Origin of the sequence: Streptomyces sp. NPDC102360 (assembly GCF_044766085.1) — a bacterium.
Lineage (GTDB): Bacteria > Actinomycetota > Actinomycetes > Streptomycetales > Streptomycetaceae > Streptomyces.
The window spans coordinates 490,438-515,304 of sequence record NZ_JBIWLG010000003.1; the positions used below are offsets into that span (position 1 = coordinate 490,438).

The 24,867-nt window shown below is 70.8% G+C and carries 24 protein-coding genes; 14 read left to right on the forward strand and 10 right to left on the reverse strand.

The genetic code is table 11. The features are described 5' to 3' along the window. Positions 1-98: 98 nt before the first annotated feature. A complete protein-coding gene (locus ACIRHA_RS16590; protein ID WP_403845634.1) occupies positions 99-926 on the reverse strand; it encodes an ArsR/SmtB family transcription factor in 828 nt (275 codons plus the stop codon). A gap of 152 nt (positions 927-1,078) precedes the next feature. Between ACIRHA_RS16590 and ACIRHA_RS16595 the strand changes: the two genes are divergently transcribed. Then, positions 1,079-1,303, forward strand: a complete 225-nt coding sequence (locus tag ACIRHA_RS16595) for a hypothetical protein (RefSeq protein WP_403845637.1) — start codon at positions 1,079-1,081, stop codon at positions 1,301-1,303. A gap of 25 nt (positions 1,304-1,328) precedes the next feature. Continuing rightward, entirely contained in the window at positions 1,329-1,649 is a 321-nt protein-coding gene (locus ACIRHA_RS16600) for a DUF6191 domain-containing protein (protein WP_403845639.1), read from the forward strand. Positions 1,650-1,668: 19 nt separating this feature from the next. On the opposite strand, the gene ACIRHA_RS16605 is transcribed toward ACIRHA_RS16600, so the two are convergent. Further along, positions 1,669-1,845 carry a hypothetical protein gene (locus ACIRHA_RS16605; RefSeq protein WP_403845642.1) on the reverse strand — a complete coding sequence of 59 codons (177 nt, stop codon included), beginning with the start codon at positions 1,843-1,845 and terminating at the stop codon, positions 1,669-1,671. A 170-nt stretch (positions 1,846-2,015) separates the two neighbouring features. Continuing rightward, the gene (locus tag ACIRHA_RS16610; protein ID WP_403845645.1) at positions 2,016-2,921 is read right to left on the reverse strand and encodes a MurR/RpiR family transcriptional regulator; all 906 of its coding nucleotides are present in this window, start codon (positions 2,919-2,921) and stop codon (positions 2,016-2,018) included. Positions 2,922-3,085: 164 nt separating this feature from the next. On the opposite strand from ACIRHA_RS16610, the gene ACIRHA_RS16615 reads away from it, so the two are divergent. Both ACIRHA_RS16615 and ACIRHA_RS16620 read left to right on the forward strand, forming a co-directional pair. Beyond that, positions 3,086-4,486 (forward strand): MFS transporter, encoded by a 1,401-nt coding sequence (locus ACIRHA_RS16615; RefSeq protein WP_403845648.1) that lies wholly within the window; start codon positions 3,086-3,088, stop codon positions 4,484-4,486. Between the two features lie 8 nt (positions 4,487-4,494). Beyond that, a complete protein-coding gene (locus ACIRHA_RS16620; protein ID WP_403845651.1) occupies positions 4,495-5,730 on the forward strand; it encodes an amidohydrolase family protein in 1,236 nt (411 codons plus the stop codon). A 57-nt stretch (positions 5,731-5,787) separates the two neighbouring features. Here the strand turns inward: ACIRHA_RS16620 and ACIRHA_RS16625 are convergent, their stop codons facing one another. The 6 genes from ACIRHA_RS16625 to ACIRHA_RS16650 all read right to left on the reverse strand — a co-directional run bounded on the left by ACIRHA_RS16625 (position 5,788) and on the right by ACIRHA_RS16650 (position 12,945). Then, the gene (locus tag ACIRHA_RS16625; protein ID WP_403845654.1) at positions 5,788-7,002 is read right to left on the reverse strand and encodes an amidohydrolase; all 1,215 of its coding nucleotides are present in this window, start codon (positions 7,000-7,002) and stop codon (positions 5,788-5,790) included. A 73-nt stretch (positions 7,003-7,075) separates the two neighbouring features. Beyond that, complete coding sequence (locus ACIRHA_RS16630) at positions 7,076-8,083, reverse strand: ABC transporter ATP-binding protein (RefSeq protein ID WP_403845657.1); 1,008 nt, start codon at positions 8,081-8,083, stop codon at positions 7,076-7,078. Then, positions 8,080-9,123 (reverse strand): ABC transporter ATP-binding protein, encoded by a 1,044-nt coding sequence (locus tag ACIRHA_RS16635; protein WP_403845660.1) that lies wholly within the window; start codon positions 9,121-9,123, stop codon positions 8,080-8,082. The genes ACIRHA_RS16630 and ACIRHA_RS16635 overlap by 4 nt, the downstream gene beginning before the upstream one ends. Next, a complete protein-coding gene (locus tag ACIRHA_RS16640; RefSeq protein ID WP_403845662.1) occupies positions 9,123-10,124 on the reverse strand; it encodes an ABC transporter permease in 1,002 nt (333 codons plus the stop codon). Before ACIRHA_RS16640 ends, ACIRHA_RS16635 begins: the two co-directional genes overlap by 1 nt. Before the next feature lie 6 nt (positions 10,125-10,130). Continuing rightward, a complete protein-coding gene (locus ACIRHA_RS16645) occupies positions 10,131-11,861 on the reverse strand; it encodes an ABC transporter substrate-binding protein (protein WP_403845665.1) in 1,731 nt (576 codons plus the stop codon). Positions 11,862-11,907: 46 nt separating this feature from the next. Beyond that, positions 11,908-12,945, reverse strand: coding sequence for an ABC transporter permease (locus ACIRHA_RS16650; RefSeq protein ID WP_403846487.1), 1,038 nt, complete (start codon positions 12,943-12,945; stop codon positions 11,908-11,910). A gap of 264 nt (positions 12,946-13,209) precedes the next feature. Here ACIRHA_RS16650 and ACIRHA_RS16655 point away from each other — a divergent pair, with 264 nt between their 5' ends. From ACIRHA_RS16655 to ACIRHA_RS16675, 5 genes are all read left to right on the forward strand, one after another. Beyond that, positions 13,210-14,724, forward strand: coding sequence for a chlorohydrolase family protein (locus ACIRHA_RS16655; RefSeq protein WP_403845667.1), 1,515 nt, complete (start codon positions 13,210-13,212; stop codon positions 14,722-14,724). A 95-nt stretch (positions 14,725-14,819) separates the two neighbouring features. Continuing rightward, positions 14,820-15,458 (forward strand): GntR family transcriptional regulator, encoded by a 639-nt coding sequence (locus ACIRHA_RS16660; RefSeq protein WP_403846489.1) that lies wholly within the window; start codon positions 14,820-14,822, stop codon positions 15,456-15,458. Between the two features lie 115 nt (positions 15,459-15,573). After that, positions 15,574-16,950 carry a phosphatase PAP2 family protein gene (locus tag ACIRHA_RS16665; protein WP_403845669.1) on the forward strand — a complete coding sequence of 459 codons (1,377 nt, stop codon included), beginning with the start codon at positions 15,574-15,576 and terminating at the stop codon, positions 16,948-16,950. Between the two features lie 30 nt (positions 16,951-16,980). Continuing rightward, positions 16,981-17,595: a DUF1707 domain-containing protein gene (locus ACIRHA_RS16670; protein ID WP_403845672.1), complete on the forward strand. Its 615-nt coding sequence runs from the start codon at positions 16,981-16,983 to the stop codon at positions 17,593-17,595. A 51-nt stretch (positions 17,596-17,646) separates the two neighbouring features. Next, entirely contained in the window at positions 17,647-17,964 is a 318-nt protein-coding gene (locus tag ACIRHA_RS16675; RefSeq protein ID WP_403845674.1) for a hypothetical protein, read from the forward strand. Between the two features lie 6 nt (positions 17,965-17,970). Here ACIRHA_RS16675 and ACIRHA_RS16680 read toward each other — a convergent pair whose 3' ends face one another. Then, positions 17,971-19,185 (reverse strand): beta-ketoacyl-[acyl-carrier-protein] synthase family protein, encoded by a 1,215-nt coding sequence (locus ACIRHA_RS16680; protein ID WP_403845676.1) that lies wholly within the window; start codon positions 19,183-19,185, stop codon positions 17,971-17,973. A gap of 358 nt (positions 19,186-19,543) precedes the next feature. On the opposite strand from ACIRHA_RS16680, the gene ACIRHA_RS16685 reads away from it, so the two are divergent. The 5 genes from ACIRHA_RS16685 to ACIRHA_RS16705 all read left to right on the forward strand — a co-directional run bounded on the left by ACIRHA_RS16685 (position 19,544) and on the right by ACIRHA_RS16705 (position 24,831). Next, a complete protein-coding gene (locus tag ACIRHA_RS16685) occupies positions 19,544-20,575 on the forward strand; it encodes a hypothetical protein (protein ID WP_403845679.1) in 1,032 nt (343 codons plus the stop codon). A 41-nt stretch (positions 20,576-20,616) separates the two neighbouring features. Further along, a complete protein-coding gene (locus ACIRHA_RS16690) occupies positions 20,617-21,888 on the forward strand; it encodes an FAD-dependent monooxygenase (protein WP_403845681.1) in 1,272 nt (423 codons plus the stop codon). A 29-nt stretch (positions 21,889-21,917) separates the two neighbouring features. Continuing rightward, positions 21,918-22,568: an isochorismatase family protein gene (locus ACIRHA_RS16695; RefSeq protein WP_403845684.1), complete on the forward strand. Its 651-nt coding sequence runs from the start codon at positions 21,918-21,920 to the stop codon at positions 22,566-22,568. Between the two features lie 4 nt (positions 22,569-22,572). After that, on the forward strand, positions 22,573-23,994 hold the full coding sequence (locus ACIRHA_RS16700) for an alpha/beta fold hydrolase (RefSeq protein WP_403845687.1): 1,422 nt from the start codon (positions 22,573-22,575) through the stop codon (positions 23,992-23,994). 78 nt (positions 23,995-24,072) lie between these two features. Further along, the gene (locus ACIRHA_RS16705) at positions 24,073-24,831 is read left to right on the forward strand and encodes an aspartate/glutamate racemase family protein (protein ID WP_403845690.1); all 759 of its coding nucleotides are present in this window, start codon (positions 24,073-24,075) and stop codon (positions 24,829-24,831) included. Positions 24,832-24,867: the final 36 nt, after the last annotated feature.

Consider the following 24,867-nt stretch of genomic DNA (forward strand, 5'->3'; position numbering starts at 1 on the left):
CCGACCCCGCTCGCAGGACTCGCGGCGCTCGACGCGACGGAGCCGAGCGGCGTGCCGTTCACCGCCGGGGGTGGTGCCGCACCTCCGACGCGTGCGGCTCAGCCCTGCCGCGAATCCGGCAGCGGCTCACCGGTCTCCAGGAGGGTCTTGAGGCTGGAGAGCAGCGCCGGCCAGCCGTCACCGATCATCGTGCGGACCGTACTGTCTGGGTCGAACCCGTCGTGGACCACCGTCAGCTTCACGGTCTCCCCCATCGCCTCCAGATCGAAGGACACCTTCGAGCGGCCCTCGCGGGCGATGCGCTGCCGCAACTCTTCGTCGACACCCACGGATTGCGCCCACGCGGGGGTGAAGGTGTGCCAGGTGTAGGCGAGGCGGCGCGGCGGGTCGGCCTCCAGGACGACCTGCTCGGGATCCTCGACGCGGCCGCCGCCCTCCAGCCACACCATGGGCGATCCGGGCTTCCAGTCGGTCTCGAAGGTCACACCCCAGTAGCGGCGGGTGAAGGCCGGCGAGGTGAGCGCCTCCCAGAGCCGCTCGGGGGTGGTGCGGATGTAACTCGTGTGAACGAAGGGCTCCGTAGCGGTGGGGCCCGCGTCGGTGGCGTTGCTCATGGGGGATTCCTCTTCCAGTGCGGTACGGAGGTCGTCGAGGGCGGCGGCGCGATGCCGGTCGTAGCGGCTGAGCCAGCGGTCGGCGACCGCGTTGAGGGGCGCGGCGTCGAGGTAGTGCAACTTCTCGCGGCCCCGGCGCACGCTCGTGACCAGACCCGCGGCCTCCAGGACCGCGAGGTGCTTGCTGACCGACTGCCGGGCCATGTCCAGTTCCCCGCACAGTTCGCCCAGCGTCTGCCCGCCCCGGTCGTTGAGGCTGTCGAGCAGCCGCCGGCGGCCGGGGTCGGCTAGCGCCTTGAATATCGCGTCCACGGGGGTCGTGCCCTCTTTCGGTCGACTCGACATGCAGCCGACTGGCTGCGTAATCGCGTATCCGACGATAGGCAGCCATTCGGCTGCATGTCAATCGGGGCGGAGCCGCCGCGGGTCCATCAGTCCACCGACTTGATCGTTTTCATCGTGAGGTGGGAGCTGAAGCGCCGGCCCCCGGGGAGTCCGCTCGGCTTCTCGGCGAGGAAGGCCTCGCAGGCGGCATGCTCGGCCACCGCGGCGCGGATGAAGTAGTCGGCGCGGCCGACCGGCTTCCCGCGCCCGAGGGGCTCGCCTCGTGTCCGCTGACATCCGTGTGGCCGGGCGGCTACATCGCCTCGATACTCACGGTGCACCGGCAGGCCTCCCGGGAACTCTGAGCAATCGGAGCCAGTTGGGAGTGTCATGGAGTTCGTCTTCTTCATGACGCTGCCGGGTCTTGTCATCGTGCTGACGCTGCTGGCGTTCGTGGACCAGTTGCTGTTACGCGCGGGCCGGGCCGGTGTGCTGCCGTGGCGCCCCGGCATCCGGCAGGGCCAGGTGTCGGCGACCGGGTTCGAGCAGTTGCACGGCGCGTTGTCGCCCGGCAAGCAGCACGAGCTCAAGGAGCGCCAGTCGGCCCTGGTCATGCCGGACAACGAGGACGACGGGGCGCCGCCGAACAGGACGACGGTGAATCTGGACAGCGGGACGGCGGTCGTCCGCCTCCCCCGCGCCCACGGCTGACCGACGCCCGAGGCACCCTCTACGCCGCCTTCACAATCCCGCCACGCTCGGCTGCCGCCCACTGCGCGACCAGCGCCTCGTACTCACGACGCTGCTCGGCACTCAACCGCCCACCGGAGCGCAGCATCAGGTCGCGGATCCGCTCGTTGAGTTCATCGGCGGACCGCGCAGCAGCATCCTCGGGTGTGGGGGCCATGTGAAGAGAATAGTGGGCGCCACTGACAACGGACACACAAATTCCACCGCCTCGGACGTGCTGTGCCACACACCACACCGCCGACGGCCCCGTAGCCACCATGATTTTGCGCGAAGCCCACGGAGTCACGCCGACTCGGCCTCGGTCACATCGCGTTCGGCCCGCGCCGGCTAGCGCTGCCCGTCCCACTTCAACGTCGCCACCCGGTGCAGCACCCCGTACCGCACCCACCGCTCCTCCGCCGCCGCGACCGACGCGGCCGTGCGGTCGGGGTCGAGAGCGGCGAGTTCGGCGACGATCGACTGACACAGGGCCAGGCCCGCCGTGAGGGAGGGGAAGAAGGACGTGCCCTCGGCGGGAGCCAGCAGCACGCCCTCGGCCGCGGCGGCGAGCGGGGGGCTGGCCGCGTCCGTGATGACGAAAACGCGCGTACCGCGCTCGCTCGCGTCCTCCGCCGCTGTCACCGTGCTCTGGTAGAGGCGCCAGAAGGAGATGGCGATCAGGAGGTCCTCCGTGCCCAGCGCAGCAACGGAGTTGACGAGATCCGCGCCGCCCGTGGCCTCGAGCCGGACGTCGTACCCGGCGAGGCGCGCGTTGTGGGCGAGGGCGGTGCCCGCGGAGGCGTAGCTGCCTGCGGCGATGACGAGGGTGCGGCGGGCGGAGGCGATGGCCCGGGCGATCCGTGCGACCGCCTCGTCGTCGGCATGGGCCGCGAGTTGGGCGAGGTTCTCCTGGTCACGGCTGAGCGAGCCGGCCCACGATGTACCACCCTCCTCGCGGTGCGCGGCGTTGACCTGGGCCGCGCTGAGGTGGGAGAGATAGCGCGCCCGCAACTCCCGTTGCAGGTCGGGCCAGCCGCCGTAGCCGAGCGTCTGGGCGGTGCGGGTCACGGTGGCGGGGTTGGCGCCGACACGGCGGGCGACGTCCGCGACGGAGGCGTAGGCCGCCTGCTGAGGCTGCGAGATGAGGAAGTCCACGATCGCGGCGGCCTTGGGGCGCAGCCCGCGGGCCGGGGTGGCATCACGCAGCCAGGTTGCCAGTTCGCCGTGCACACACAACTCCGCGGTAGAGGACACCGGGCTCCTCCGAGCAAGGCGTTCGCCCAGACTCTACGTTCCCGGAATGTAACGCAAAGATCGTTGCGTGAATAGCACTACGCAATCTACTTTGCGTGGGCGGTGAATGTCCCCCGCGTCCCCGACACCCCGAGGACGCCCCCGACACCTTCGAGGATCCGCCCATGTCCCTCCTCGCTCGCCTGGACAGACTCCCGCTGTCCAGACCCCATTACGTCCTGCTGCTCATCGGCGGGCTCGGCTATACCTTCGACGGCTTGGACGCGGCCGTGGTCGCGTTCCTGCTGCCGAGCGTCCAGGATCTGTGGCACCTGGACAACGGGGCGCTCGGCCTGATCGGTTCGGCCTCGCCGTTCGGCTATCTCTTCGGTGCCGCGATCGCCGGCATCCTCGGCGACCGCATCGGCCGCAAGCGCGTGATGATGTACGCCCTCGCCTTCTACGTCGTGTTCACCCTGGTCGCCGCCGCGGCCCCGAACTTCCCCGTCTTCCTGGGTGCCCGCGTCCTGGCCGGGGCCGGCACCGGCGCGGAGAGCGCGATCATCGCGCCGTTCCTCTCCGAGTTCGTGCCGTCCAAGCGCCGCGGCTGGTTCGTCGGCGCGCTCGCCGGGTTCTTCTCGTTCGGATTCGTGGCCGCCGCGCTGATCGGCCGGTTCATCGTGCCGCTGGGGGCGGACGGCTGGCGCTGGGCCCAGGTCGTCACGGCAGTACCCATCGTGATGCTGCTGTGGTGGCGCCGCGCCCTGCCGGAGTCGCCACGCTATCTCCTGGAACGGGGTCGCACCGCGGAGGCGGAGCGGGTCGTCGCCGAGCTGGAGCGCCGCGTGGAGAAGTCAACCGGCCAACCGCTACCGCCGGTTGAGAACCTGCGTTCAGAGGCTTCCCCCGCCGCCAAGGAGACCGCGCCACCCAGTGTATGGACCGGGCTGCGCTTCCTGTGGTCGCGTCGGATGGCCCGCCGTACGGCCGTCACCTGGGTGATGTGGTTCGTCATCACCTTCTCGTACTACGGGTTCTTCTCCTGGATCCCGACGCTGCTCGTCCAGCGCGGCATCACGGTCACCCAGAGCTTCTCGTTCTCGCTCATCATCTACGCCGCCCAGGTGCCCGGCTACTTCTCCGCCGCCTGGCTCAGCGAGCGCCTCGACCGCAAGCACACCATCGCGCTCTACCTCACCGGCTCGGCCCTCTCCGCGTACTGGCTGAGCCAGACCTCGACACCGGTGGCCATCACGGTGTCCGGAGCCGTGCTGTCCTTCTTCCTCAATGGCACCTACGCGGGTCTGTACGCGTATACGCCCGAGGTCTTCCCGACCTGGATCCGCGCCACCGGCAGCGGTCTGGCCAGCGCGTTCGGCCGGATCGGCTCGATCATCGCGCCCACTGCCATCGGGCTGATGGCCGCCGGAGCAGGGTTCGCCGGTGTCTTCGGCATGACGACGGCGGTGCTCGCCGTCGGAGTCGTGGTCACGCTCGCCTTCGGCCTGTCCACGGCCAACCGCTCGCTCGAGGACATCGGTGCCCCCGTCACCGTCGCCCCGAGCACCCCCGCAACCAAGGAGTGACCCCAACCATGATCAGCAATCCCTCGAAGCGCACCAGTGACACCCTCGTGCTGCGCAACGCCCACCTCCTCGACCTGGAAGCCGGCACCTGGCACGAAGGTGACCTCCTCTGCGTGGACGGCCGGATGTCCGAGGACGGGGCCGAGCGGCCGGACGACGCCCAAGTACTGGACGTGCGGGGCGGGTTCGTGCTGCCCGGACTCATCGACGCGCACGTCCACGTGACCGCCTTCACGGCCGCGCTCGGCTCGCTCGCCTCCACCCCGCCGAGCTACGTCACCGCGCAGGCCTCCCGCATCATGGGCGAGATGCTCGACCGCGGCTTCACCACCGTCCGTGACATGGCGGGCGCCGACTTCGGACTCGCCAGGGCTCAGCGGGAAGGGCTCGTACGCGGCCCCCGACTGGCCTTCGGCGGGAAGGCGTTGAGTCAGACCGGCGGGCACGGCGACAGTCGCGACGCGGGCAGTTGGCACCACGACGAGCACCCGTGCTGCGCCGATCACGGGCGGGTCGCGGACGGCGAGGCCGCGGTGCGCGTCGCCGCCCGCGACGAACTGCGCAAGGGCGCCCACCACATCAAGGTGATGGCGTCCGGTGGTGTCGCGTCGCCCACCGACCGCATCGATTCCACCCAGTACTCCCCCGCCGAACTGCGCGCCGCCGTCGAGGAGGCGGAAGCCGCGAACCGGTACGTCGCCGCGCACGCGTACACCGCCCGCGCGGTCAACCGAGCCCTGGAGGCGGGCGTCCGGTCGATCGAGCACGGCAACCTGATCGACGACCGCAGCGTCGAACTGCTCACGGAGCACGGCGCGTTCCTCGTGCCGACCCTGGTCACGTACTGGGCGCTCAAGAGGGAGGGCCGCGAGTTCGGCCTCTCCGAGGACAGCTGGCGCAAGGTCGACGACGTGCTCGGCGCGGGCCTCGGCGCCCTGGAGCGTGCCGCGCGCGGCGGGGCCCGGATCGCGTACGGCTCCGATCTCCTCGGTGGCATGCACCGCCACCAGAACGAGGAGTTCAGGATCCGTGCGGAGGTGCAGAAGCCCCTCGACGTGATCCGTTCCGCGACGTCGGTGGCCGCCGAACTCCTCGGGATGAGCGGGGAGATCGGGACGATCGCCGCCGGGGCCCGCGCCGATCTGCTGGTCCTCGACAGCGATCCACTCGCCGACATCGCGGCGCTGGCCGAACCCGCGCGGCATCAGGTGGCCGTCATCCAGGGAGGGCGTCCGGTCCGGTAGCCCCGTGGGACCGCGGAGGCCGGCCGAACACACCAACCGGCCCCCGCACACCACCCGTCACGCCCCCGCGACCAGCTCCAACCCCTCCGCCACGACCCGGCCGTCGTGCAGCACCGTGCGGTCCTTGCCGCGGTCCATGACCGCGGCGGCCGGGGTCTCGCCGTCGACCAGTACGAGGTCCGCACGGTCGCCCACCGCGAGGCCCGGGCGGTCGGTGACGCCGGAGAGGCGCGGCACGTCGTGGCTCATGATGGAGGCACCGCCCATGGTCGCCACCGCCAGGGACATCTCGATGTGGTCGTCGCGGCGGAAGTTGTTGGTGAAGGCCAACTGCCAGGTGCGGTCGAGGAGATCACAGTTGCCGTACGGGCTCCAGTAGTCGCGCTGGCCGTCCTCGCCGAGGCCGACGCGGACACCCGCCTCGGTGAGCTCGACGAGCGAGAGCTGGTTCCGCGCCGCGGGGGCGACGGTCGCCATGGCGATGTCCAGCTCCGCGAACTCCTCGATGAGGCGCCGGCTGGTGGACTCGTTCACGGAGCCGAGCTCGTAGGCGTGCGACATCGTCACCTTGCCCTGCATGCCGAGGGCGCGGACCCGTTCCAGGATCAGGTCCGTGGAGAAGACGCCGAGTTCGCCGGGCTCGTGCAGGTGGATGTCGACCTCGACCTGGTACTTCTCGGCGAGTCCGAAGACGACGTCGAGGTGGCCCTTGGGGTCGCGGTCCAGGGTGCACGGGTCGATGCCGCCCATGACGTCCGCGCCCGCCTTGAGCGATGCCTCCAGGTACTGCTCGGTCCCCGGCTCGCGCAGGATGCCGGCCTGCGGGAACGTCATGATCTGGACGTCGGCCAGGTGCCCGTGCTTCTCCTTGGCCGCGACCACGGCCTCGAACTTCTCCAGCTTGCAGTCCACATCGACCTGCGCGTACGAACGCACCCGCGTCGTACCGCGCGCGATCATGCGCTCCAGGGTGCCCGCGACCCGCTCCGGCAGCGGAACCTCCGCGTCACGCCAGTTCTCGCGGTCGTTCATCGTCATCGTCCACACGCCGGGTCCTCCGGTGTGCGGGCGGAACGGCAGGCCGATGCGGGTGGAGTCCAGGTGGACGTGCACATCGCTGAAGGAGGGGAAGAGGAGCCGGCCGCGGCCCTCGACGACGTCCCCGACGGGCTCGGCCCGCGGGTCGTGCGGGCGGATCGCGGCGATGCGGGCGCCGTCGACCTGTACGTCACTGCGCTCGCCGCCCCAGGGGCGTACGTCACGGATGAGCATGTGGTGCGACTTCCTTCTGTTCGGTGATGTCACTGATGGGTAGGTGCGTGGGGTGCGTAGGTGTGCGGACCGGTCAGTGGGCCGCGAGGGCTGTGTCCACGAAGTGGCACGCGGGTCCCCCGGCGCCCGCCAAGGGCGGCAACTCGCCGGCGCACCGCGCCTGTTCGGACTCGCCAAGGGTCGGCCGCAGCGGGCACCGTGTGCGGAACACGCACCCGGAGGGAGGGTTCGCCGGCGTGGGCAGGTCGCCGCTGAGCCGGATCCTGCGGCTCCGGTCGGCGTCCGGGTCCGGCTGCGGCACAGCGGAGAGCAGGGCACGGGTGTAGGGGTGGCGCGGGTCGTCGAAGACCTCGTGTGTCGGCCCGCTCTCCATGATCCGGCCCAAGTACATCACGGCGACCTCTTCCGCGAAGTGCCGGACGACGGACAGGTCATGGGCGATGAAGACGTACGACACACCGGTGTCGGCCTGGATGTCCTGGAGGAGGTTCACCACCTGCGCTTGTACGGAGACGTCGAGGGCGGAGACCGGTTCGTCGCAGATGATGAGGCGGGGTTCGAGAGCGAGGGCGCGGGCGATGCCGACGCGCTGCTTCTGGCCTCCGGAGAACTCGTGCGGGAACCGGTTGTAGTGGTCGGGGCGCAGGCCGACGCGGTCCATCAGCTCGCGCACCCGTGTCTTGACGCCGCCGGGCGGGTTGATGCCCTGCGCGTGCAGCGGCGCGGCGATGGCGCTGCCGACGGACTGGCGGGGGTTGAGGGAGGAGGACGGGTTCTGGAACACCATCTGGACCTGGCGCCGGTACTCCTGGGCCTCGGCCCGGTTCATCGAGCCGAGGTCCTGTCCTTCGAGGCGGACGGTTCCGGCCGTGGGGTCGAGCAGGCGCATCAGCAGCCGCCCGGTGGTGGACTTTCCGCAGCCCGACTCGCCGACCAGGCCGAGCGTCTGCCCGGCGCCGACGGAGAAGCTCACGCCGTCGACGGCCTTGACCGGCGCGCCGCCCCGGCCGAGCAGTCCGCCGCGTCCCGGGAAGTGCTTGGTCAGCCCCTGCGCTTCAAGGAGCGGGGTGGTCGATGTCATCGCGCGGCCTCCTCGGCGGTGGCGAGGTTCTCCTGGTGGCACCGGGAAGGGTGACCGGCTTCGTTCGTCACGAAGAGGGGGCGCTCGGCGTGGCACAGGTCGTCGGGGACGAGGTGGGTCTGCGGGCAGCGGTCCGCGAACAGGCACCCCGCGGGCAGCGCGGTGAGCGACGGCGGGAACCCGGGGATGGGGCGCAGCCGTTCGCCGTCGTCGCCGAGTGTCGGCATGGAGGCGAGCAGGCCCTGCGTGTACGGGTGGCGCGGGTCGCGGAACAGTTCGCGCACGCTCCCCCGTTCCACGCACTGCCCGCCGTACATCACGGCGACATGGTGGCAGACCTCGGCGACGACACCGAGGTCGTGGGTGACCATGACGATGGCGGTGCCGGTCTCCTGCTGGAGTTCGCCGAGCAGGTCGAGGATCTGCGCCTGGACGGTGACGTCGAGGGCGGTGGTCGGTTCGTCGGCGATGAGGAGTTCGGGTTCGCAGACGAGGGCCATGGCGATCATCGCGCGCTGGCGCATACCGCCGGAGAACTCGTGCGGGTACGCGCGGGCCCGCTGCTTCGGGTCGGGGATGCCGACGCGGCCCAGTATGTCGACGGCGGCCGCGAGCGCGGCCCGCTTCGACACCTTGTTGTGGACCCGGTACGCCTCGGCGATCTGGTCGCCGACCGCGTGGAAGGGGTGCATCGCGGAGAGCGGGTCCTGGAAGATCATGGCGATCTTCTTGCCGCGCCAGGCCCGCATCCGGTTCTCGGAGAGGCTGTTGAGGTCGGTGCCGTCGAGGACGATCTCGCCGGTGACCTGGGCGCGGGTCTCCTTGAGCAGGCCCATCAGGGCCTGGCTGGTGACCGTCTTGCCGGAGCCGGACTCGCCGACGAGGCCGACGGTCTCGCCCCTGGCGAGGCTGAGGTCCATGCCGTTGACGGCGTGCACGAGCCCGTCGTCGGTGGGGAAGGCCACGTGCAGATCCCTGATCCGCAGCAGGGGTTCGCCGGAAGAAGGTCCGGAAGAAGAGCCGGAGGAAGGAGTGGTCATCAGGCGGCCCTCACTCGCGGGTCGATGACGGCATAGACGGCGTCGACGACGACATTGGCGATGATGATGAAGAAGGCGGCGAGCAGCGTGATCGCCATGGTCACGGGCAGATCGCCGGCCTGGGCGGCACGGACGGCGGTGAAGCCGATGCCGGGTACGGAGAAGATCTGCTCGGTGAGCACGGCGCCGCCGAGCAGCAGCCCGATGTCGAGGCCCAGCATGGTGACGACGGGGGTCAGCCCGGCGCGGGCGCCGTGCCGGACGACCATGGCCGGCTTCGACAGGCCCTTGGAGCGGGCGGTGCGCATGAAGTCCTCGCCGAAGGTCTCCAGCATGGAACTGCGGGTGACACGGATGTACTGGGCGCTGAACAGCACCGCCAACGCGACCCACGGCAGCAGGTAGTTGAGGAACCAGCCGTCGAACCCGGCGGGCCCGAAGGGTGACGTGATGGCGTTCGTCGTGAACGGCAGCACGTCGAAGGTCGAGACGAAGACCAGCAGCAGGAGCAGTCCGGTGACCGGGATCGGCAGCGAGACCCCGATGGACGCGGCGCCGACGATCAGCTTGTCGGTGAGCTTGTTCTTGCGCAGCGCCGCGAGCGTGCCGAGGGTGACACCGGCGACGGTCCACAGCACGATGGCGCCGACGGCGACCGACACCGTGTAGGGCAGTGCGCGCTCCAGGACGGCGGCGACGTCCTCGTTCGTCTGGAAGGACTTGCCGAGGCAGGGCCACTGGCAGAGTGATTCGGCGCCGGGCGCCCCGATCGTCCGGCCGTGGAACAGGCCCGACATGTAGTTCACGTACTGGGTGAGGAACGGCTTGTCCATGCCGAGGGCGACCCGCGCCTCGGCGACGCGTTCGGGCGTGCACTCCTGGCCGCAGGCTGCGGCCGCCGGATCTGCGGGCCCGAACTGGAAGAGCGTGAAGGTGACGAAGCTGATGACGATCAGCAGGGCGACGGTGGCGCCCAGACGCCGCGTCAGAAAGGCGATCATGTCAGGTCACCCCTTCCCCGAGCCGGTGGCGACGGAGACCGTCGACAGGTCGATGCCGCCGAAGAAGTAGCCGACCTGCGCGCCCCGGACGTGGGAGCCGACGACGCTGCGCGTCACGTTCCTGATCAGCGGGACGAGCGGATAGTCCTGCATGGCGCGGTCGAAGAGCTTCGACCACTTGCGGCCCAGCTCCTCGCTCGTGCCGTTCTCACCGCGCAGCGCGTACATGGCCTTGGAGATCTCCGGGTCGTGGTAGCGGGGGATGTTGGAGAAGCCGAAGGTCTTGCCGTCGACGCTCGGGCCCAGGTTCGGGTCGATGGTGGTGCGCACCGATCCGCTGTCGGCGCCGCCGCACCAGCCGCTGCGGGCGAGGTCCGGCATCGCCTTGCCGGCGAGGGTGGTGAAGTAGTTCGCCGCGGGGATGGGGCGCAGTTCGAGGTCGATGCCGAGCTGGCGGAGGTTCTCCTGGAGCGAGGTGCCCATGTTCTTGAAGCGGGGTGTGGCGTCCGCGTAGCCGTAGATCAGCTTCTTCGGGTACGAGCGCCCCTTGAGCAGCTTCTTCGCCTCGTTCAGCTTGGGCTGGCCCGTCGGGTCGAGGTCGGTGTGCTGCTGCACGTAACCGCGCTGCTGGGGGTTGATGTACGACTGTGTGAGCTTGCCGAAGCGGGCGCCGCCGTACTGGAGTTGGATGGCCTTGCGGTCGATGGCGAGCGCGAGCGCCTTGCGGACGACCGGGTCCTTGATGGTCTCGGTGTTGAAGTCGAGTACGTCGGTGCAGCCGATGATCCCGGAGGCGGTGCGCCGGGCGATGCTCGGCTGGTCGAGCTTGGCCGCGTCCGATGCCTGGAGCCCGCCCGCGCTGTCGAGGGTGATGGCCGTGGGGTCGGAGTCGGCGAGGAGCTGCTGGCTGATGGTGGACTGCGCGGTGGAGAGGCTGAACGTGAAGGTGTCCGGCAGGGCGCTGCGGTTCGGGTCGGTGGCCTGCTCCCAGTGCTTGTTGCGGACGAGCTTCATGGCGCGCCCGCGCTGGTACGACTCGATCTTGTACGGGCCCGTGGACACCGGGTGGTTCGTGTAGTCGAGCTTGGTGTCCTTGGCACGGGGCACGGGCGCGGTGTTGGAGCGGGAGACGAGGGCGGGGAACTCGGCGAACGGCTGCTTCAGTTTGAAGACGATGGTGCGCTCGTCGGGTGTCTCGATGCCCTTGAAGTCACCACCCTTGTACGGGCCCTTGTACGTGTCGTCGGACAGGGCGGCGTTCAGTTCCTGCGGCGCCTGGGTGTAGACGTCGCGGGCGTAGGTGCGCTCGACGCCGTACTTGACGTCCTTGGCCGTGATGGGCTTGCCGTCCTCGAACCTCAGCCCCTTCTTCAGGGTGTAGGTCCAGGTCAGCCCGTCCTTGGAAACCTTGCCGAGGTCGGTGGCGAGGTCGGGGACGACCTTCGGCGGCTTGCCGGCCTCCTCCTTCGCCATGGTGAGCGTGCGGTAGTAGAGCTGGCCCACGTTGGCGGTCTGGACGTAGTTGCTGTTGCCGGGGTCGAGGGTCTGGAAGTCGGTGGACATCAGGACGTTGACGTTGCCGCCCTTGGTGGTGTCTCCGTCACCGACCTTGACCGGGTCGAAGGCGTCGGCGGGGGCGCGGGAGCCCGAGCCCGGCGCGGGCTTGGCGCCGCAGGCGGTGAGGGCCAGCCCGGCGCTCACCGTCAGGGCGAGCGCCGCCACGGTGCGTCGATTCACTGCTGCTCCTGGTGTTCCTGGCCGGCGGGTACGAGTCCGTACGGGGTCAGCCACGGGAGGACTTGGGGTCGAGGGCGTCGCGGACGGCGTCGCCGAGCAGGTTGAAGGCGAGCACCGTGATGACCAGGGCGCCGGCGGGTACGGCGAGGAACCAGGGGTCGGTGAGGTACCAGTTGCCCTGCTGGGCGGCGTTGAGCATCTGGCCCCAGGACGGGGTGGGATCCTTCACGCCGACGCCGAGGAACGAGAGCGCGGCCTCGGCCGTGATGTTGGTGGGGATCATCATCGTGGCGTAGACGAGGACGACGCCCATCACGTTGGGCACGATCTGCTTGAGGATGATCGAGCGGTGCGAGGCGCCGTAGGCGCGGGCGGCCTCGACGAACTCCTGCTCCCGGATGGACAGCACCTGTCCACGCACGACGCGGGCGAGATAGGCCCAGCCGAAGAAGCCGAGGATGATCACCAACGAGGCGATCGGCAGCAGGCTCCCGTTCCCCAACGCGGTGTCGCCGAGCCGGGACTGCAGGATCGGCGTCAGCGAGAGCACGAGCAGCAGGTGCGGGAAGGCCAGGAACAGGTCCATGACCCGGCTGATCACCATGTCGACCTTGCCGCCGAAGTAGCCGGCGGCGGCGCCGAGCACGGTACCGAGGACGACGGAGACGACGGTCGCGAGCAGCGCGATGACCAGCGAGACCTGGGCGCCGTGCGCCATGCGCGCGAAGATGTCGCGGCCCAGGCCCGGTTCGAGTCCGAGCCAGTGCTCGCCGGAGGGGTAGCGGTAGTAGGGCAGCGGCAGGCCCGGCGTGCCGTAGTCGTCCAGGACGTCCGGGCTGGTGCTCGTGGTGTACGCGTCCTGGCCCTCGATCGCGGTGAGTACGGGGGCGAGCACCGCGAAAAGGATCATGAGCACCACCACGGCGAGCGCGGCGAGGGCGACCCGGCTGCGGCGGATGCGCAGCCAGGCGGTACCGAGGAGGGAGCGGGCGGCCACCACGGGTGGCCCCGAACTCGACGCATCCGAGGGCGAGTTGGGCGCGGCTGCGCCGTCGGCGTCGGAGGGCGGCCGAGCGGGCAGCACTGGGGAATCCGTCACGTCGCGTGATCCATTCGGCGCAAGGGGGAAGGTTGGCGGGACGGTATACCAGCTCTATCGGGAAGCGATAGAGGTAACCGCATTTTGGTATACCGGCTACCTGAAGTAAGCCCCACTGCTGGACATTGCGACCCCCATCTGCGTCCCGCCGGCACTCGAAGGTCACTCCGTGGACACCGTCTTCCCGTCGCGGTATACCAACTCGTACGATCGGCCACATCCGCAACACCCCCACCCCAGGAGGCACTTATGCGCACCCGCTGGCGCGCCCGACACGTCCTCGCCCACCAGGACGGCGGCCACGCGCTGCTGCGGGACGGCGAGGTGGTGTGGCAGGACGACACCGTGATCTACGTCGGACCGCGTGACGAAGGCTTCGACGGCGAGGTCGACGACGAGCGCGACCTGGGCGAGTCCCTGGTGATGCCGGGCCTCATCGACCTCGACGCGCTCACCGACGTGGACCACCTCGTCCTCGACTCCTGGGCCGGGCCCGAGCGGGGCAAGGGACTGCAGTGGTCCCTGGACTACTTCGCCCACCGCCGCCACGACGTGTTCACGCCGCAGGAGCGGGCCACCATCCGCGCGTACGCGCTCGCACAGCTCGCCCTCCACGGCATCACCACCTTCATGCCGATCGCCTCCGAGGTGCACAGCCGGTGGGCGGAGCCCTACGACGAACTGGTCGACATGGCGAAGACCGCACGCCGTATCGGCCTGCGCGGTTACCTCGGCCCGGCCTACCGCTCCGGGGTCAACGTCGTCCTGCCGGACGGCACCCGCGACGTGGCCTTCGACGAGGAGGAGGGCCGCGCGGGACTGCGCGACGCCGTCCGCTTCCTGGACCACATCGACGACCTGAACGACCCCCTTCTCACCGGTGTCCTGCTCCCCTGCCGCATCGAGACACTCACCGAGGAACTGCTCGGTGAGACGGCCCGGATCGCGCGCGAGCGCGGGGCCCTGATCCGGCTGCACGCCCTCCAGGGCTTGGCCGAGCGCGAGATCATCCAGCGCCGGCACGACGGCCTGACGCCGCTCGAACTCCTCGACAAGCACGGCCTGTTGAGCCCGAACCTGCTCATCCCGCACACGGTGCTGCTCGACCGGCACCCGGCCGTCCACGGCGAGGACCGCGGCGACCTGGCACTGCTCGCCGCCAGTGGTACCTCGGTGATCCACTGCCCGCAGACGTCCCTGCGCTACAGCGAGATGCTGCACTCGTTCCGCGCCTACCGCGAGGCCGGCGTCAACCTGTGCCTGGGCACCGACTCCTTCCCGCCGGACCTGATCCGCGGCATGGACGTCGGCGTCCACCTGGCGAAGATCGCCGAGGGGCGTTCGGACGCCGCGCCCGCCGAGCACTATGTGGAGGCGGCCACGCTGGGCGGGGCCCGCGCCCTCGGCCGCGAGGACCTCGGCCGGATCGCCGTCGGCGCGCAGGCGGACCTGGTCGCCTTCTCCCTGGACGACATCCGCGACGGGGTCATGGACGACCCGGTCCGTACGTTCCTGCTCAACGGCACGGCGCGGCAGGCCACGAACTCGGTCGTCGCGGGCAACCCGGTCCTGGTCGACGGCGCGCTGCCCGGCACGGACCTGCCGCAACTGGCGCGCGATGCCCAGGCCTTGTTCGAGAAGATGCGCGCGGCCTACAGCGAACGCGACACCGAGCGCCGTGACACCGACACGCTCTTCCCGCCCACGTTCCCCGCGTTCCGTGCGCCCGGCTCCGCCGCACCCGAGAGCGGGTCGCCCGCGTGACACTCACGGCAGAACGCGCCGGTACCGGAGCCCCAACCGTCGGCGGAACCGGAACCGGAACCGGCCCCAACTCAGGGCCGGCCGCCGCCTCGCAGGTGGCGCGCACCGAGGAGCTGATCCGGGCCGGCATCCACTCCGGCGCGTACCCGCCCGGCTCGCGGCTGCGGGAACGCGAGCTGGCGGAGGCACTCGGCGTCTCACGGGTCCCGGTCCGCGAGGCGCTCATGCGTCTCGCGGCCGAAGGGCTCGTCGAACTGGAACCGCGCCGGGGCGCCCGCGTGCGCCGTCTGACCCTCAGGGACGTGGCGGAACTCTTCGACCTGCGCCTGAGCCTGGAGGTGTTCGCGGCGCGCCGGGCGGCGGAGATCGTCGCGGACGGGGGCGGCCACGAGGGCCTGCGGACCGTGATGGCCGAGGCCGACGCGGCGACCCGGAGCGCGGACCAGGCCGGAATCGCGTCCGCGAACACGGCCTTCCACGCCGAGCTGATCACGATGACGGACAACCGGCTGCTCCAGTCCTCGTTCCAGCGCTCGCTCGGCCTCATGCACTGGCTGTTCCGGCTCACGGCCACCGAACACGGCGCCGTACAGCACCGCACCGAGCACGACCAGATCTGCCGGGCGATCGGCGACGGACGCCCCCGGCTCGCCGAGGCGCTCACCTACGCGCACATCGACATCCGACGGGAGCCGGTGCTGCGGGCGTTGGCGAAGGTGCTGCCCGCGGAGTAGCCCCGGACGTGCCTCTACCTACCGGACCCGACCCCCGTTAACATGTTCGAACTGCGACGATCATCCAGATCGTCGCAGTTGCCCGCAGCCGGAACCAAGCCACCAAGTCGGACAATTGAAGACCACACCACCTCCCATACCCCTGCCGCACCAGCGCGGCGCCGAACCCCGGCCGCCCGCATGGCGGCAGCCGCGCACCCTCCTGTGGATCGCGGCCGGCCTGGCGACGCTCGGCTTCCACATCGCCCTGGAGTTCGTGGCGCGCCGTTACGGGCAGCCGGGGCCGATCACCGTAGAGGCCCAAGAGGTGATCTTCGCGCCGCACTCGGGGCCGCTGCTGTACGGCGGCCTGGCGCTCACGATGGTGGTGCTGACCTGGCGGCAGCGGGCGATCGCGGCCTGCGCGGCGGTCGGCATCGACATCGTGTTCTGGCTCGTGCGGTTGATCGTCGGCGCCGACATGAACTTCGGCAACGGCGCATTGTGGGTGATCCTGGGCATCGCGGTCCTCGGCCTCGTACGTCACACAGGCCGGGAGAGATCGGTCCTCCTCAAGGGCTCGGGCCTCGGGCTTCTTCTGGTCTTCGGCCACAAGACGGGCGACACCTGGCTCCTCATCACGTCCAAGACCCGCCCGATGGTCCTCGACCAGTACGTGGCCGCCGCCGATCACGCCCTCGCCAACCCTTCGTGGCTGGTCGGTCAACTGGTCGAGATGACCTCGCCGATCAGCAGCGGCCTCCTCACCCTGGTCTACGGTCAGCTGCCCATGGCCGCCGCCCTCGTCGGCCTGTACCAGCTGCGCCACGTGGCGAAGGAACGCCGCTTCCCCGCCCACCACTTGGTGCGCACGTTCCTGGCCATCGGCCTCCTCGGCCCGGCCATCTACATGATCTTCCCGGTCGTCGGCCCGCTCTACGCCTTCGGCCCCGACGGCGGCCACTGGGCGGTGGCGAACATCTGGCCGGACACCCTCCCGGCGATCGGCGTCCCGCACCCCTTCCCGTTCGACGAGATCACCCCGCGCAACTGCATGCCGAGCCTGCACACCGCGTGGGCGATCTCGCTCTTCATCCACACCCGCGAGGGCAACCGCGCCATGCGCTGGGCGGGCACCTTCTGGCTGGTCGGCACGCTCACGGCGACCCTGGGCTTCGGCTACCACTACGGTGTGGACCTGCTCGCCGGCACGGTCTTCGCGCTGTCCATCGAGGCCTCGATGCGCGCCTTCTCCCGCGGCTGGGACCGCCACGCGACGCTGATGGTGAGCTACGGAGCGGCCGTCCTCACGATGCTGCTGGTGTCCTACCGCTACCTCCCGACCCACATGGCCGCGCACCCCTGGGCGTTCGGCCCGCTGCTCCTGCTGCTGGCGGGTTCCGTGGTTCTCCTCTACGTACGGACCGTCAGGCAGTGGGGTCCGCGGGCCACGCCTCCGCCCCCGCGCCCGTCGAAGGCGGGCACGCCCGATCCGCAGCCGGAGCTCGCGTAACCTCATCGCCAGGACCGTCAGGAGGGGAACATGTCGGGAGAGATCTCGCCCACCGGCCGCCGTTCCGGTTCCGGCCCGGCACCTGAGCCGCGGGCCTCGCACGCCGACCGGGACCGCGTCGTGGACGTGTTGCGTGTCGCCGCGGGGGACGGCATGCTGACGGCGGAGGAGCTGGACGAGCGTCTGGAGGCCGCCCTGTCGGCGCGGACACTGGCCGAACTGGCCCCGCTCACCGCCGACTTGCGGACCGCTGCCGAGGCCAAGGACGTCGTCCGGATCGAGCAGGCCCACAGCGGCGCCGTCGAGCGGCTGGGGCGCTGGGTGGTGCCGCGCCGGCTGGAACTCGTGGTGACCTTCTGCGACGTGACGCTCGACTTCACCGACGCGGTACTCACGCACGACACGTTGGTGATCGACTCGAAGATGACCGGGAAACGGCTGACGCTGATCACGAGGCCGGGTGTCGTGGTCGACACCGACGGCCTGCAGCTCGCGCACTGCAAGGTCAAGCGGCGGAACCAGAACCTGGATCCGGACGCGCCTGTCGCTCTGCGCGTCGAGCTCGTCGGCGGCAAGGCCTTCGGCAGCGTAGTGGTACGTCCCCGGCGTCGGACGATCGGGCAGTGGTTCCGGCGGCGCGGGTGACGAACGGCGCCGGTACTCTCGGCCCATGTCCGAGACCACCGTGGCGCCGAGGTGCTCGACTGTTCCTGCGGCATCGGCACGCAGGCCATAGGTCTGGCGTTGCGCGGGCACCGCGTCACCTCGCCGACAGCCGTTCGACGTGGCGGTGTGCGCCGACAACTCGTTGCCGCACCTGCTCACCTCCAGCTCCTCCCGGACGCCGAAGAGGGCTGGCGTGTACGGGTGCGCCGGGCCACCTACTGGGCCCTCGGTCAAGAGCGGCTGGCCGGGCTCGCGGCTCGGGCCGGGTTCGTCGACGGCGCATGGCGGGCGCCGTCGGAGTCCGGCTTCTTCCAGCCGCTGTTCGTGGCCCGCGCCGGTGCCACGTAGGCCCACTCAGCCGGTGAACACCAGCGTGACGTTGTGCCCGCCGAACCCGAACGAGTTGGCCAGGCCCGCCGACCACCGTCCGGAGCGGCGCTCACCCCGGACCACGTCCAGGTCCACGCGCGGGTCGAGTGTGTCGAGGTTGCGGGTGGCCGGCAACGCGCCGTCCCTGAGTGCGAACAGCGCGGCCATGGCGCCCACTGTCCCGGACGCGCCCAGCATGTGACCGGTCATCGACTTGGTCGCCGTGACCGCGGCGTGCCTGCCGATCACGCGGCCGATCGCCTCGGCCTCCGCCACGTCACCGGACTCCGTGGAGGTGGCGTGGGCGTGCACGACCCCGATGTCCGCCGGGGTCACGTCGGCGTCGCGCAGCGCCAGTTCCATGGCGAAGGACTGGCCGTCCGCGTCGGACGCCGTGATGTGGTCGGCGCTCGATGTCACGGCGCTGCCCGCCAGCGTGCCGTGGACGCGCGCGCCGCGGGCCCGCGCGAACTCGGGGCGTTCGAGCACCATCATCCCCGCGCCCTCGCCCATGACGAACCCGGACCGCTCGACGTCGAAGGGGCGGGACACCGCCTCCGGGTCATCGGACCGCGTCGACAGCGCCTTCATCTGGGCGAACGCCGCGAGGGTGAACGGGTGCAGGCACGCCTCCACCCCACCGGCGACCACCACGTCCGCCCGCCCGGCCCGGATCAGGTCCTGCCCCATGGCGAGCGCCTCCGCCCCGGACGCACACGCGCTCACCGGGGTCCTCGCGCCGCCCTTCGCGCCCAGGTCCATGCTCACCCAGGCCGCGGGGCCGTTCGGCATCAGCATGGGGACGGTAAAGGGTGAGAGCCGGCGGATCCCGGAGGCCTCGAAGATGTCGTCCTGCCCGAGCGTCGTGAGCACACCGCCGGTCCCGGTGCCGATGACGACGGCGAGCCGCTCCGGCTCGACCTGCGGGGCGCCCGCGTCCTGCCATGCCTCGCGCGCGCTGAGGAGGGCCATCTGCTCACCGCGGTCCAGCTTCCTGGCCTCGGGTCGCGGCAGCAGCGAGGTCGGGTCCACCGTGAGCCCGGCCGCGACATGCACGGGCAGCTGCGCGGCCCACTCCTCCTGAAGGAGCCGCACTCCCGATGTGCCGTCCAGCAGCCCCGACCACGACGTCGGCGCGTCGGCTCCCAGCGGTGTCATCGCTCCGACGCCCGTCACCTGCACATGACCGTTCCGAGTCACCTGAGCCTCCTTGCATTGTTCAGATGCTACATAGTTGCCGCTCTGGTCTCCGGGCGATCATGTCAACGATCAGCTGGCTTATCAGGCAAGGAGTCGACGGATTCTCCCGCGAGACATTGTCGTGTTGCCACAATCGGCCCACCCCCCGCTCCCCCCACCCCAAGGGCCCGCCCCCACCACCCGACCCCTTGATTTCCCAGATCGTACGTGCTCGGATGATCTCGGCAGGCGGGTTCACGAGAACCCCCGGTGGCGCCCCCGTACGGCGTCCGCCGCGGTGCTCCCGCATGCCTTCGCACCCTCCGCACCACCCGCACGTGCCCAGTACGTCCGCGCTCGTCTCCCGGAGGAACACCCGATGTTCGACTTCTCGTCCGTCGACGTCCTCGACGCCTTCACCCGTGAACTGCAGCTGTGCAAGGTCCGCGAGGGAGAGCACGTCGTCGTGCTCTCCGAGCCCGGCAGCCGTGGTGACTACGTCGCCGCCGCGTTCGGCGCCGCCAAGAGCCTCGGTGCCCACGTCGTGTCCGCCACGGTGCCCGGCGGCAGCCCGGCCCCGCTGCCCAGCACCCACACGGGCGCGGGCCCCGGCCTCGTGTCCGTCCTCAACGACACCGCCGCGCAAGAGCTGTTGAAGGCGGCAGACCTGGTCGTGGACCTCACCCGCGAGGGCTTCATCCACGCCCCGCTGCAACAGGACATCCTCAAGACCGGCACCCGCATCATCTTCGTCTGCGACGCCCCCGACGTCCTCGTCCGCAACCTGCCGACCGAGCAGGACAAGGTGCGCGTCCAGGAGGGCGTGGACCGCGTCCGCACCTCCTCCGTCATGCGCGTGACCTCCGACGCCGGTACGGACCTGACCGTCCAACTGGCCGACAGCCACCCGGAGTTCCAGACCGGCTTCGCCGACGACCCGGGCCGTTGGGACCACTGGCCGAGCACGATGGTGCTGTGCTGGCCGGAGATCTCCGACGGACAGATCGTGCTCGCCGAAGGCGACATCCTGCTGCCGTTCAAGGAGTACGTGCAGCGCCCCGTCACGCTCCATGTCTCCGGCGGCCACATCCAGGAGGTCACCGGCGGCGCCGAGGCCAAGCTGCTGAACACCTTCTTCGAGGACTCGCACGACAAGTGGGCCCGCAGCCTCTCCCACATGGGCTGGGGCCTGATGAAGTCCGCCGACTGGTTCGCCACCGCGATGTACGGCAAGGACGAGTTGATGGGCATGGACGCCCGCGCCTTCGCCGGCAACTTCCTGTGGTCCACAGGACCGCACCCGCACCTCCAGCGCGACTCCTACGCCCACCTCGACATCGCGATGCGCGGCTGCACGGTCAGCCTGGACGGCACCGACGTCGTCACCGGCGGCCACCTCGTCGAAGGCTGAACCCCGGTCCCCCGCCCCAACGCCGCACCCCTGGAGGAGCCTTGCCTCTCAGCCAGTCCTACGAAGTCACCGTCGTCGGCGGCGGTCTCGGCGGCCTCACCGCCGCCCTGGCCCTGCGCCACAAGGGACTGCGCGTCACCGTCCTCGAACAGGCCGCCGAGCTCGGCGAGGTGGGCGCCGGCATCCAGACCGCGCCGAACGCCAGCCGGGTCCTGATGCGCCTCGGCCTGCGCAAGCAGCTGGAGGCCATCCGCACCGAGCCGCAGGACCAGGTGCGCCGGCGCTGGCAGGACGGCAGCATCATCGGACTCACCCCGCTGGGCCGCCGCGTCCAGGAGGAGTTCAACGCCCCCTACTGGCACTACCACCGCGCCGATCTGCACCGCACCATCCTCGACGCGTGCACCGACCCGCTCGGCCCCGGACCCGCCGTCGAGATCGTCACCGGCGCGCGCGTCGTCGAACTCGACCGTACGTCCCCGGACCGTCCCGTCGCGGTCACCGACGACGGGACCCGGCACGAGGCCGACGTCCTGGTCGGCGCCGACGGCATCCACTCCCGCGTCCGCGACCTCATCGGCGCCGAGGACACGCTGGTCTTCTCCGGCGACATGGCCTTCCGCACCCTGATACCCGGCGAGCTGCTGCACGCCGACCCGGCCACCCGCTTCCTCTTCGACCGCTACCAAAGCACCATCTGGTACGGCCCCGGGCGCCACCTCGTCCACTACCTGATCCGCGGCGGCGAGTGGCTCAACATCGTCGGCTGCGTCCCATGGAAGGACGAGTACGGCGAGAAGACGACCTTCTCCGGCACCACCGAGATGCTCGTCGACGCCTACACAGACTGGGACGACCGCGCCCCGGCCATGCTCGCCAAGGCCAAGGGCGACATCACCTGCTTCCCGCTCTACCACCGCCGCCGCGACCCGAACTGGGTCGACGGCCGTGTGGCCCTGCTCGGCGACGCCTGCCACGCGATGCTCCCCTACCAGGCGCAGGGTGCCTCGCAGGCCATGGAGGACGGGGCCGTGTTGGCCGAGGAGTTGGGCGCGGTGACCCGCGAGGGCATCGCCGGTGCGCTCCAGCGCTACGTCAACCGCCGCGCCCGGCACGCCGGGATGGTGCAGCAGGCCTCGCTGCGCAACCAGGTCTTCTACCGCTTCCCCGACGGCCCCGAGCAGCAGGCCCGCGACGCCCAGCTCGGCGAGCGCTACGACGGCGAGTCCGATGTCTCCTACGACTGGCTGTGGCGCGGCACCCCGCTGGACACCGCCGACGACGAGTCCTTCGCCTACCGCCACCACCACTGACCGCTGCCGTTAAGGCACTTGGAGGCCGTGTGCCCACCCCGTACGACCCCGCCACCGACCGCGTCTACGAGCGCGCCGGATTCGGCGCCGCCGTCGCCCGCGGGAACCGTCCCGCCCTGATCGTCGTAGACCTGACGCGCGGCTTCACCGAGCCGGGCTTCGCGACCGGCAGCGATCTGACCGCCCCCGTCGAGGCCACGGCGGAGCTGGTGCGCGCGGCCCGCGCCGGCGGCGTACCCGTGGTGTGGACGGCCATCGCCTACACGGCCGCGGAGGCCGAGGGCGACTCGGTCACCTGGCTCGCCAAGGCGCCCGGCATGCGTGCCCTGCGCGAGGGCGGCGAGGCCGTCGCCCTGGACCCCCGGCTGCCGTACGAGGAGGGGGACCAGTTCATCGTGAAGAAGGGCGCGTCCGCGTTCTTCGGCACCGCGCTGGCCTCGCTGCTCACCGGCCTCGGCCGCGACACGGCGGTCGTCTGCGGCGCCACGACGAGCGGCTGTGTGCGCGCCACCGCGGTGGACGCGGTGCAGTACGGCTGGCCGGTGCTCGTGCCCGCCCTGGCCTGCGGCGACCGGGCCGCGGGGCCGCACGAGGCGGCGCTCTTCGACATCCAGGCCAAGTACGGGGATGTCGTGGGCCACGAGGACATGGTGAAGTACCTGACGACGAAGGGAGCTTGAGATCATGGACGCGTCTTCCGGAGCCGCGCAGGATGCCGCACACGACCGCGAGGCTCGACGGCGGGAGCGTTTCCTGACGCAGCCCGGCCTGGCGGATCTCGCCGACATCCCGGCCACCGGCCGCTGGGTGCACAGCGGGGACGTACGGCTGCACGTCCTGGACTACGGTGGCGACGGCGTCCCCCTGTTGATCCTGCCCGGCATCACCAGCCCGGCGATCACCATGGACTTCGTCGCCCGCGAACTCGCCGATTTGGTAAGGCCGTTGGTTCTCGACATCCGCGGCCGCGGCCTCAGTGACGACGCCGAGGACCACTCACTCGACGCCCTCGCCGCCGACACCGAGGCCGTGATCCAGCAGCTGAATCTTGCGGACCCCGTCCTGTTCGGCCACTCCATGGGTGCCCGGATCGCCGCCGCCACCGCGGTGCGAGGCCAGGTCCCGCTCGGCGGAACGCTGTTGGTGGACCCGCCGATGAGCGGCCCCGGACGGGGGCCGTATCCGACCACGCTGGCGGCGTTCACGCGCCAGCTGTCGCAGGCCCGGCGCGGCACGGACGCCGACGAGGTGGCCGGCTTCTGGCCGACCTGGCCGCGCCGGGAGCTGGAGCTGCGGGCCCGCTGGCTCGCGAGCTGCGGCCTGGAGGCGATCGAGCGCGCCCACCAGGGCTTCGAGAGCGAGGACTTCTTCGCCTGGTGGCCGCGGGTGCCGGTCCCCACGACGCTGCTGTACGGGGCGAACAGCCCCGTCGTCACCGCGGAGGGCGCGGCGGAGGCCGCTGCCGCGAACCCCGCGGCGCGCATGGTTCGCATCCCGGACGCGGGACATATGGTCTTCTGGGACAACCCGGCACCGGCCCTGGACCTGCTGCGCACCGCGCTGCGGCAGACCCTCTCTCCGGAGCCGGACGCCCCCACGAGCCCTCCACACGACAGCGGTGCCATGACCTCGCCCTCCACCCCCGACCGGGCCGACGACGTCGCCACGCCCGACGAACTCAGCCACGCCCCGGGCTTCCTGGCCCGCCGGATGTACCAGGCCTACCTGGCCGCCTGGCTGCACGACGTCGACGCGACGCTGACCGGACCACAGTTCGCCGTCCTGCAGATCACCGGCGAGAACCCGGGCTGCGACCAGCGCTCCATCGCCGACCTTGTCGCGCTCGACACCTCGACGATGGCCGATGTCGCCCGGCGCCTGGAGAACCGGGGCCTACTGTCCCGCACCCCCTCCCCCTCCGACGCGCGGCGCAAGCTCCTCAACCTCACCGACGAGGGCCGCGCCACCGTGCACGACGCGAACCTGCGGGCCCGCAAGCTGGACGAGGAGCTGCTGCGCCCGATCCCGGCGGAGGAGCGCGCCGACGTACTGCGCAGCCTGGCGGTGCTCGCCGATCACTGGGAGCGGCTCGGCCAGGAGCACTGACCTCCGTAACCGACCCGTCCGAAGAGCACACTCAGGCCCCCGCCCTCATCAGGCATGCCTCAAAACTTGGAGCGAACCATGCCGGACCACCACATAGGGATGATCGTCCCCAGCTCGAACCTCACGATGGAGACCGAACTCCCCCGTCTGATGCGGGCGCGCGAGGCCGTCTCCCCTGAGGACCGCTTCGTCTTCCACAGCAGCCGGATGCGCATGAAGCACGTCACCCCCGAAGAGCTGCGGGCGATGAACGCACAGACGGAGCGCGCCGTCCTGGAGCTGGCCGACGCCCGGCCCGACGTCGTCGCCACGGCCTGCCTCGTCGCCATCATGGCGCAGGGCCCCGGCCACCACTGCACGGCCGAGGACGAGATCAAGGACGTGCTGCGCGCCCAGGACGCGCTGGTGCCCGTGGTCTCCAGTGCCGGGGCGCTGCTCGACGGGATCGCCGCGCTCGGTGCGAAGAAGGTCGCCATCGTCACGCCCTACATGAAGCCGCTGACCCGCAAGGTCGCCGACTACATCGAGGACGCGGGCGTCGAGGTGGTGGACGCGCTGAGCCTGGAGGTGCCGGACAATCTGGCCGTCGCCCGGCTCGACCCGCAGGACCTGCGCGAGCACTACAAGCGCCTGAAGCTCGGCGACGCGGAAGCCCTGGTGCTGTCCGCGTGCGTGCAGATGCCGTCCCTGCCGGCGATCCAGCCGGTCGAGGACGAGCTGGGGCTGCCGGTCCTGTCCGCGGCCACCGCCACGGCGTTCCGGATCCTGTCCGAGCTTGGCCTGCCGCCGCTGGCACCGGACGCGGGCAGCCTGCTGGCCGGCCCGACCGCGCCGTGAAACGACCCGGTTAACTCAGCGCGCGACCCCTTGCCA